Annotated in this window: 6 protein-coding genes; 3 read left to right on the top strand and 3 right to left on the bottom strand. The window is 68.7% G+C overall.

Annotated elements, in window-relative coordinates:
• Nucleotides 1-921, top strand: a 921-nt coding sequence (locus tag GJV64_RS07380; protein ID WP_164156623.1) for an ERAP1-like C-terminal domain-containing protein, incomplete at its 5' end; no start/stop codon positions are given.
• A 27-nt stretch (nucleotides 922-948) separates the two neighbouring features.
• On the opposite strand, the gene topA is transcribed toward GJV64_RS07380, so the two are convergent.
• Nucleotides 949-3,537: a type I DNA topoisomerase gene (gene topA / locus GJV64_RS07375; RefSeq protein ID WP_164156622.1), complete on the bottom strand. Its 2,589-nt coding sequence runs from the start codon at nucleotides 3,535-3,537 to the stop codon at nucleotides 949-951.
• A gap of 219 nt (nucleotides 3,538-3,756) precedes the next feature.
• Here topA and GJV64_RS07370 point away from each other — a divergent pair, with 219 nt between their 5' ends.
• Entirely contained in the window at nucleotides 3,757-6,069 is a 2,313-nt protein-coding gene (locus tag GJV64_RS07370; protein ID WP_235927643.1) for a TonB-dependent receptor, read from the top strand.
• A gap of 84 nt (nucleotides 6,070-6,153) precedes the next feature.
• Here the strand turns inward: GJV64_RS07370 and alr are convergent, their stop codons facing one another.
• Both alr and GJV64_RS07360 read right to left on the bottom strand, forming a co-directional pair.
• Nucleotides 6,154-7,428, bottom strand: a complete 1,275-nt coding sequence (alr, locus tag GJV64_RS07365; RefSeq protein ID WP_164156620.1) for an alanine racemase — start codon at nucleotides 7,426-7,428, stop codon at nucleotides 6,154-6,156.
• On the bottom strand, nucleotides 7,428-8,957 hold the full coding sequence (locus GJV64_RS07360; RefSeq protein ID WP_164156619.1) for an N-acyl-D-amino-acid deacylase family protein: 1,530 nt from the start codon (nucleotides 8,955-8,957) through the stop codon (nucleotides 7,428-7,430). The genes alr and GJV64_RS07360 overlap by 1 nt, the downstream gene beginning before the upstream one ends.
• A 160-nt stretch (nucleotides 8,958-9,117) precedes the next feature.
• Between GJV64_RS07360 and GJV64_RS07355 the strand changes: the two genes are divergently transcribed.
• Nucleotides 9,118-9,723, top strand: a 606-nt coding sequence (locus GJV64_RS07355) for a VIT1/CCC1 transporter family protein (RefSeq protein ID WP_164156618.1), incomplete at its 3' end; no start/stop codon positions are given.

The raw sequence follows: 9,723 nt of genomic DNA, 5'->3' as shown, positions 1-9,723 counted from the left end.
GCCGCCCTGCCGGAGCGCGAGGCGATGGTGACGGCCGACAGCCTGTGGGCGGAATTCGCCGCCGGGCGCACCGATTTCGCCCGCGTGGTGGCCGCCGCCGGGCAGCTGGCCCGCCACCGCGAACGGCTGCCGGGGATCGAACTGGCCGGCAAGCTGGCGGCGCTCGCCAATACCACGCTGGCCGATGCCGAACTGCCGGCCTATCGCGCGCTGATGCAGCTTCTCTATGGCGCGCGGCCCGAAATGCAGGGCTTCGACCCGGCGACGCCAGTAGCGGACAGCCACACCCAGGGCTGGCGCGAATCGCTGGTGCCGTTGCTGGCGCTGCAAGCCCGCGATCCGGCCCTGCGCGCCGCGTTGAGAACGGCCGCCACCCGCCTGCTGGATGGCGATGCGGCGGCGCTTGCCCCCGTCTATCGCCGAACCGCCCTGGCGGTGGCGGTGCAGGATGGCGGTGTGCCGGTGATCGACCGGCTGTTCGCGGCGCTGAAGGCGTCCAGTGATCCGCTGTTCCGCGCCCAGGCCGCTGCCGCGTTGGGCAGCGCGGAGGGCGCCGCCGCCGTCACCCGCGTGCAGGGTCTGGCCATGGGCGAAGGGCTGATCAGCCGGGAGCGAACCACCATCCTTGGCGCGCTCACCTTCAACCGCGGCGCCCGCGACGCCACCACGTCTTACGTCGCCAGCAATTTCCGCACCGTGGTCGAAAGCTTCCCCGGCTTTGCCCGGGCCGGGGTGATCGGCTTCTTCGACGGCTATTGCAGCAGCGATGCCATCGCGCGTGTGGAAGGCCTGATCCGCCCCAACCTCGCCATCCTGGGCGGTGGCGAGCTAGAACTGGCGCAGACCATGGAACGCATCGGCCAGTGCGCCGCCCTGAAGGCAGCCAAGGGCGCCGAAATCAGCGCGGTGCTGGCGCGCTGAGGCGTCAAGCGCTGCGCTTGAAACACCTCAGGCGCTGCGCTTGGCTGGAGCCTTCTTCGCGGCAGGCTTCTTGGCAGCAGGCTTCTTGGCCGCCGTCGCCTTCCTGGCCGGCGCCTTCCTGCCCTTCTTTGCCGGCGCGGCGGCTGCACGCGCGGCCAGCAACGCCACTGCCTCCTCCAGCGTGACCGCCGTCGGCTCGGTGCCCTTGGGCACGTTGGCGTTGGTCGTCCCGTCACTGATGTAGGGGCCGTAACGGCCCGACAGCACGCGCACCGCAGCGCCGGTTTCCGGATGGGCGCCCAACTCTGCCAGGGCCGTGGCCTGTCCCCGCTGCGGGCGGCCGCCATTGGCCTTGGCAGCTGCGGCTTCGGCCAGTTTCACCACGGCGGCGTTCATGCCGGTTTCGAACACCTCCGCCGTGTTCGCCAGCCTTGCATAGCTGCCGTTGTGCGCCAGATAGGGGCCATAGCGACCGATGCTGGCGGTGATGGGCTCGCCCGTATCGGGATGCAGGCCGATGGTGCGCGGCAGCGCCAGCAGCTTCACCGCCCAATCGAGATCCTCCGGGCCGGAAATGCTGACATCCTTGGGGATGGAGGCGCGCGGGGGCTTCTCCCCCTCACCTTTCTGCACGAAGCGGCCAAAGCGCCCTGATCGCAGCGTGATCATCTCGCCGGTCACCGGGTCGGCGCCCAGTTCCAGCGGGCCATCATTCGCCTGCGCGCCATTTTCCGACGCGAAGGGCCGCGTATATTTGCACTCGGGATAGTTGGAGCAGGCGACGAACGCCCCGAAGCGCCCGGTCTTCAGGGACAGGCGACCGGCGGCGCAGCGCGGGCACAGGCGCGGATCGCTGCCGTCACCCTTGTCCGGGAACAGGTAGGGCGCCAGATATTCGTCGAGCGCCACCGTGATGTCCGACGGGCGCTGCTCCATGATCTCGGCGGTCTTGGGCTGGAAATCGGCCCAGAAGGCGCGCAGCAGTTCAAGATATTCCGCGTCGCCGGCCGACACCTCGTCCAGCTGCGTTTCCAGCCCGGCGGTGAAATCATATTCCACATAGCGCGAGAAGAAGCGCTCCAGGAAGGCGGTGACCAGCCGGCCCTTTTCTTCGGCGTGGAAACGGTTCTTCTCCACCCGCACATAGGCACGATCACGCAGCGTCTGCAGGATCGAGGCATAGGTGGAGGGACGGCCGATGCCGAGTTCCTCCAGCTTCTTGACCAGCGTTGCCTCGGAATAGCGGGCGGGCGGCTCCGTGAAGCTCTGGATGGCCTCGACCGTCTTGGAGGCGCAACGGTCGCCGCCGGCGAGGCGCGGCAGGCGGGCGCTGTCCTCATCGTCCTCTGTGGGTTCATCGCGGCCTTCGGTATAGAGCGCCAGGAAGCCCGGCGTGATGACCACCTGGCCGGTGGCCTTCAGGCCGTGGCGGCCATCATCATCGAACAGTTCGACCGTGGTGCGCTCCATTCGGGCGCTGGCCATCTGGCTGGCGACGGTGCGGTTCCAGATCAGGGCATAGAGGCGTTCGGCATCACTGTCCGGCCGACCGGGCCGGCGCGAGAAGTCGGTGGGGCGGATCGCTTCGTGCGCTTCCTGGGCGTTCTTGGCCTTGGTGGCATAGAATCGCGGCTTTTCGGGCAGCACGTCGGGCTTGGTACCAAAGTCGCGCGCGATCAAATCACGAACGGCATTCAGCGCCTCGCCGGCAATCTGCACGCCGTCGGTCCGCATGTAGGTGATGCGGCCGTCCTCGTAGAGACCCTGGGCCACGCGCATCGTGTGGCTGGCGGTGAAGCCCAGCCGCCGCGCCGCCTCCTGTTGAAGGGTGGAGGTGGTGAACGGCGGCGCGGGGTTTTTCGAGACCGGTTTCGTCTCCACGCTGCGGACAGTGAATCCATTTTTCTCAATGGCTTCCCGCGCAGCATGGGCCGCAGCATTGTCGAGATCGAACTGCGCCAGTTTCTTGCCGTCGAGCACCGCCAGGCGCGCCATGAAGGTGGCGCCGTTGGGCGCGATCATCTCTGCCTCCACGCGCCAATATTCACGGGCGACATGGGCTTCGATCTCGCGCTCGCGCTCCACCACCAGGCGCAGCGCCACCGATTGCACGCGCCCGGCACTCTTGGCGCCGGGCAGCTTGCGCCACAGCACGGGCGAAAGCGTGAAGCCCACCAGATAGTCGAGCGCGCGGCGCGCCAGATAGGCATCGATCAGCGGCTGATCGAGATCGCGGGGCGCCTGCATCGCCTTTGTCACCGCGGCCTTGGTGATCTCGTTGAAGGTCACCCGCTGCGCGCCGCCCTTGGGCAGGGCCCGCTTGTCCTTCAACCATTCCAGGAGGTGCCAGCTGATCGCCTCGCCCTCGCGATCCGGGTCGGTCGCCAGGATCACGCTGTCGGCGCGCTTCGCCGCCTCGCGGATGGCGGCAAGCTGCTTGGTGCGATCGGCCGACACCTCCCACGCCATGGCGAAATCCTGCGCGGGATCAACGGAGCCATCCTTCGCCGGCAGATCGCGCACATGGCCGAAACTGGCCAGCACCTCATAGTCCGAACCCAGATACTTGTTGATGGTCTTCGCCTTGGCCGGCGATTCAACGATGACGAGTTGCATGCGGCAGCGACACTTTCCTCACGTACACGCGCGAGGGTGGCGGTCCGGGCAGAGGGGCGTCAAGGGGTGAGGGGACGCAGGGTGCCGGCAGCGACAGGTCAACGGGCCGGCGCCAGCGCCTTGTTATATCTGGCGGTATACAGCCTCGGCGCCGCGCGCTAAGTGTGAGCCATGCCGGGATGGATGTGCCGCCACGGAAAGTTGAGGCGCGTGGCAGCCATGCTGCTGGCAGGGGCCACGCCGGCCCTGCCCGCACGCGCTGGGGACAAATTCGATGCAACGGTGGCAGAAACGATCATCGTCACCGCGCGTTTGCGACCAGAACCGGCGCAATCGGTGCCGCAGGCGTTATCGGTCGTCGACGGCGAGGCGTTGGAACGCAGCTACAGCAACAACATGCGCGCGCTGGCCCTTCTGGTACCAAGCCTCAACTATGCCTCGCCAAATCCGCGCAACACCAGCTTCACCATCCGCGGCCTCGGCTCCAGCGTTGTGGCCGTGGCTCAGGCCAACGACGGGCTGGAACCGGGCGTTGGCATCTATGTCGACCAGGTCTACCAGGCGCGCCCGGCGGCGGCAGCCTTCGATTTCACCGATGTAGAGCGGCTGGAAGTGCTGCGCGGCCCACAAGTGAGCCTGTTCGGCAAGAACAGCACCGCCGGTGCGATCCAGATCGTCAGTCGCGCACCCAGCTTCACGCCTGAAGCAGCCGCCGAAGTCTCGTTCGGCAACCTCGGCTTCTGGCAGGCGCGGGGATCCGCCTCCGGCCCTATGTCGGACAGGGTGGCGGTGCGCGTGGCCGGGCTGGCGACGCGCCGCACCGGCGTCATCCGCAACGTCGAAACTGGCCGCTTCCAGAACAATGTCCACACCGATGCGCTGCGTGCCTCCTTGCTGTGGAAGCCGCAATCCAGTCTCTCCGTACGCCTCACCGGGGATTGGCAGGATGTCCGCGCGGAATGCTGCACCCAGGTGTTTCTCACCGTCAGCCCCACCCTGCGCCCGGTGGCACGCCAGTATCCCGCGATGGCGGCTGCGGCCGGCTATGCGCCGCCCTCGATTAACGCGTTCGACCGGCTCACCGACATCGATGCCCCGCTGGGGGTCGAGACCAGCCAGGGCGGCGTTGCGCTGGTGGGCGAAGCCCAGCTGGGGGCGGTCAACCTCACGTCGGTGTCGGCGTGGCGCTTCTGGGACTGGGCAGCCGCCAACGATCGCGATTACACGCGGCTGCCGATTCAACTCGTGCAAGGCATCCCCTCGCGACAGGATCAGTATAGTCAGGAACTGCGCCTGGCCTCAGCCGGAACGCTGGATGCGGCGCATTCCGGCCTCGCCTTCGTGGCTGGCCTGTTTGCCTTCCACCAGAAGCTGAAAGGACAGCCCACCACCATCTACGGCCCTCTTGCCACCACCTGGTTGCTTGGCGGCGATTTTCCGCCCGGGCTTCTGGATGGCTACGGCAGCAGCGGCCGCACCCGTTTTGCTTCGACGAGTCTTGCCGGGTTTGGCGAGGTGACATGGCGGCCGCCCGCCCTGGCGCGCCTTGCATTGACCGGCGGCCTGCGTGTCACCTGGGAAGGCAAGAGCGGCCAGTTCAACAGCCGCGTGTCGGGCGGGGCGGAGCCGCAGACGGCGGCACAGGCCAGCGCCAAGCTGTCAATCCTGCGGCCGCAGGATTACGCCGCCTCTGTCAGGGATGTCAGCCTGTCGCTGCGCGGCAACCTTGCCTATGACCTTGCCGACCACGCAGTGGCCTGGCTGTCGTGGGCCCGCGGCGACAAGTCGGGCGGAATCAACATGTCGGGCCTGCCGGTCGATGCGGCCGGCCAGCCGGCCCTGGGCACTGCCGTGATCCGGCCGGAACGCAATGTCGCGTGGGAAGCCGGGCTCAGGGCCGCCACGAGGGACGGCCGACTGAGCGCCAGCCTCGTGCTGTTCTCAACGCAGGTGCGCGATTTCCAGGCCAATGTGGTGGATACTGGCCCCGGCGCGCTGCGCGGTTATCTCGCCAACATTCCGAAGGTTCGGGTGCAGGGCCTGGAAGTCGATGCCGTGTTCGCGCCGATTGCCGGTGTGCAACTTCGTGCCGCCTTGAGCCACAGCGACGGCCGCTATGTCGACTATCGCGCCGGGCCTTGCCCGCTGGAGCGGGTGGGAACCGGCACCACCGCATGCGACCTGTCCGGAAGGCCGCTCGCCAACCTGCCGCGGTGGAGCATCAGTGCCGGCCTCGACGCCAGCCGCCCGCTGGGGCGCGGGCAGCTGCGACTGCGGGTGGACAGCATCAGCCGGTCATCGGCATCGGGCGACGGATCGGCATCGGCTGCCTTGTTCCTGCCAGGCTACACGCTGGTGAACGCCAGCCTCGCTTATGGCCGGGGGCCATGGGAGGTTGCGCTGTTCGCGCAGAACCTGTTCGATGCGCGCTATTTGCAGAATGTCACCGCGCAGGCCGGCAACTCGGGATTGGTGCTGGCAACGCCGTCGGATCCGCGCTTGTGGGGCCTGACGCTGCGCTGGACCGTCTAGGGTCAAAGTCGGTCCGGACGCTGCTTCGGACCAGGATTCTGGTGGAGTCGTTCGCGGCGATGGCGGCCGGGAGCGGGAATGCCCTCAGGCCTTGAGCACGCGGGGCAGGCCGGCACCCAGCATGGCCAGCAATTCGGGCCCATAGGCGCTGCTGTTGGCTTCAAATTCAGCCTGGGTGATGCGCTGGGGGCCCTGGGCACCGAACAGCACCACCTCGTCGCCCAGGCGCACCGCGTCGCGCCCGTCGGTCACGTCCACCATCAGCGTGTTCATCGTCACCCGCCCCACCAGCGGATAGCGCCGCCCGCCGATCAGCACCTCGGGGCGGTTGCGGCCTTCGGCGGGAAACTCCGGCCGGTTGGCGTGGCTGAGGCTGCGCCGGTAACCATCGGAGTAGCCCAGGGGGATATTGGCCAGCCAGCTTTCGCGCTCCAGCCGGAAGGTCCGGTCATAATTCACCGTCTGTCCGGCCGGATAGCGGTTCACGGCGGCCACCCGCGACTTGATCGCCATGGTGGGCACGAAGCGGTCGGTCCGCACCGAGCCGGGATCGCCATAGAGCAGCCCACCCACCCGCACCATGTCGAGCCGGGTTTCGGGATGCTGGAGCGCGGCAAAGCTGTTGGCGGTGTGGCGCAGCAGCGGGGCGTTGCCCAGCCCGGCCCCCCTGAGGAAGGCCACATCGGCCTCGAAGCGGGCGAGCTGGGCCAGGATGTCGGCTCCCTCCTCGCTTGGGAAATGCGTCATCGCCGCCTGCACCTGGAAGCCGGGCAGCGCCAGCAGCGCCTGCGCATCGGCGCGGCCATGATCGGCCGCCAGCTCGATCCCGTTGCGCGACATGCCGCCGGCATTCAGCGCCAGATGGACGGCCAGGCGCTGGCGGCGATGCCGCTTTTTCCAGAGGGCATGCAGACGTTCGGCCGCCTCGCGATTGCCGATCAACTCCTCGACGCCCAATGGCAAGGCATCTTCCATCTCCTCCAGCGTGGCCTGCCGGATGCGGATCAGGCGGCCGCGATAGCCCAGCCGGCGCGCCACCCGGGCCTCGTCGTTGGCAGTGATGGCCACGTCCTCGATCCGCCTGGCAATCACCGATGGCATCAGGAGCGCGATCGAGTTGCCATAGGCATCGGCCTTCATCACCGCACACAGGCGCGCCGGGCCGACAAGGGCGCGCACGGCATCGACATTGGCCTCGAAGGCGGCGGCATCCACCTCGATCCAGCCGTTGCGGCGGGCAGCACGGGCCGGGGTGAGGCCGAAGTTGCGGGCATCCAGCACCGGCGCCGCGCGGGCAGCATCCAGCATGGCGGTGGCCGTGGCGGCCACAGCGCCGGCCAAGAAATCGCGGCGGCGCATCATTCCACGCCTCGGCGCAGGATGCGGCCGGGATAGAGCCCGGTGGGCTTGCCGTCGCGAAACACGATCTGGCCATCCACGAACACGCTGGCGACGCCTTCGGCCAGCGCCGCCGGCGCCTCCACCGTGGCCCGATCGGTGAAGCGGTCGGGATCGAACAGCACCAGATCGGCCTTGTAGCCGGGGCGGATCAGCCCGCGCTGCTTCAGCCCCAGGTGCTGTGCCGTCAGCCCGCTCATCTTGTGCACCGCCTCGGCCAGGGTGAGCCGGCCGCTTTCGCGCACATGCTGGCGCACCAGCCGGGGAAAGGCGCCGGCACCGCGCGGATGGCGGCCGCCGATCATGCCATCCGAACACAGGTTGCTGTGCGGCCAGGTAATGAATTCGGCGATGTCCCTGGGGTCCATGGCGGTGCCGATCACCGCCTCCACCGGACCGCCATCGGGATGCGCCTTGCGCCAGGCTTCGGCCGTCTGGATCAGCCAGAGATAGGTGACCGCCGGCTCCTCCCCGCGCCTGGCCGCGATTTCGGCGATGGTCTGGCCCACCAGCGTGGGATCGGACGCATAGAAGCCCAGACGCATCCCTGCCGGCGTGGTGAGATGGGTGAGGGCAAAGCGCGCGGCGGCGAGATCGGTGAAGTCGCGCTTGGGAAACAGAACGGTGAGCGTGGATTGCCAATATTCGTAAGGGTAGACATCTGCCGTCACCTTGATGCCACGCGCGCGGGCGGCATCCAGCCGGGCCAGCACCGCCCCGGCGCCGCCCCAGCGATCGACCACGCCCAGCTTGATGTGGGAGATCTGCACCGGCACGCCCGTCTTCTCGCCCACGTCAAGCAGTTCGCCGAGCGCCGCATCGAAGCTCACATCCTCGTTGCGCATGTGGCTCATGTAGCGGCCGCCAGCGGCCGCGGCGGTGCGGGCCAGCGCCAGCACCTCATCGTGGCTGGAATAGATGCCGGGATCATATTCCAGCCCGGTGGACAGGCCCAGCGATCCGGCCTGCAAGTCGGAGGCCAGCAGCGCCTGCATCGCCTGCACCTCGGCTGGCGTGGCGGTGCGCTTGTAATCGCTGCCCATCACCCGCTCACGCAGGAAGCCATGGCCGGTGTAGGCCGCGACATTGATCGCGGCAGGGCGTGCGGCAAATTTCGCGGTCATGTCGGCGAAGGTGCTGTTACCGCCGCCATCCTGGCCCACGACGATGGTGGTGATGCCCTGTGCCAGCAGCGGGGGCATGGCGCGATCGGCATAGTCACCGCGGTCATGGTGGCTGTGGCTGTCGATGAAGCCGGGAGCGAGCACCAGGCCGTTTGCCGCGATCACGGTTTCGCCCTTGCGCGGGCGCAGCACGCCCACTGCGGTGATGCGGTCTCCGTCGATGCGCACGGAGACGCGGCGCGGCGGTGTGCCCGATCCATCAATCACACTGGACCCGGTGATCAGCGTTGAGGCCGCCACGCCTGTGATCCACGCCATGGCCGCAAGCCCGGCCAGCAGCCCCCGCACCATTGCCGCGCCCCGCATCTGCCCCCCTTTCGCGCCGGTGTTGGCCCGGCGCTTGCCGCGATGGGCGGATGTTACAGGCCGCGCCGGATCGGGCAAGGCAGCTGGCCCATCGCTGGCGCTGGCGGCGCCGTGCCACACGCGATAGGCTGTCCGCCAGGCACGCCAGCAAGGGGCACCGATGCGACCGCACACCGAGAGCCATCTCGTCTCCCGCATCGGCTGGCTGCGGGCCGCCGTGCTGGGGGCGAATGATGGCATTGTCTCCACTGCCAGCCTGATCCTGGGCGTTGCGGCCTCTGGCGCGGATCGGCAGGCGTTGCTGGTGGCCGGGGTGGCGGGGCTGGTGGCCGGCGCCATGTCGATGGCGGCGGGGGAATATGTCTCGGTGAGCAGCCAGGCCGATACCGAGGCCGCCGATCTGGCCCGCGAGACGGCGGAGCTGGCCGCCGATCCGGCGCACGAGCACGCCGAGCTGGCCGCCATCTATGTGGCGCGCGGGGTGGACCCGGCGACGGCCGACACGGTGGCCACACAGATGATGGCGCACGATGCTCTGGGCACCCACGCGCGCGACGAGTTGCACATCAACGACACCACCGCCGCGCGGCCCGTGCTGGCGGCGCTGGCCTCGGCCGGCACCTTCACCGCCGGCGCGGCGCTGCCGCTCGTGCTGGCCGCCGTGCTGCCGATGGGGTGGATGATGGCCGGCCAGGCGGCGGGCGCCATCCTGTTCCTGGCGCTGCTGGGCGCGGTGGGTGCGCGGGCCGGAGGGGCCGGGATGGGC

The sequence above is a fragment of the Sandarakinorhabdus rubra genome, assembly GCF_010994245.1.
GTDB classification, from domain to species: Bacteria; Pseudomonadota; Alphaproteobacteria; order Sphingomonadales; family Sphingomonadaceae; genus Sandarakinorhabdus; species Sandarakinorhabdus rubra.
The sequence above is the reverse complement of the archived record's forward strand: the minus strand, read 5'-3'. Positions and strand labels throughout refer to the sequence as shown.

What these genes read in the sequence shown, in the direction of transcription:
- GJV64_RS07360 (WP_164156619.1), bottom strand. Translation starts at nt 8,957, where the DNA reads ATGCGGGGCGCGGCAATGGTGCGGGGGCTGCTGGCCGGGCTTGCGGCC.
- GJV64_RS07370 (WP_235927643.1), top strand. Translation starts at nt 3,757, where the DNA reads ATGCTGCTGGCAGGGGCCACGCCGGCCCTGCCCGCACGCGCTGGGGAC.
- topA (WP_164156622.1), bottom strand. Translation starts at nt 3,537, where the DNA reads ATGCAACTCGTCATCGTTGAATCGCCGGCCAAGGCGAAGACCATCAAC.
- alr (WP_164156620.1), bottom strand. Translation starts at nt 7,428, where the DNA reads ATGCGCCGCCGCGATTTCTTGGCCGGCGCTGTGGCCGCCACGGCCACC.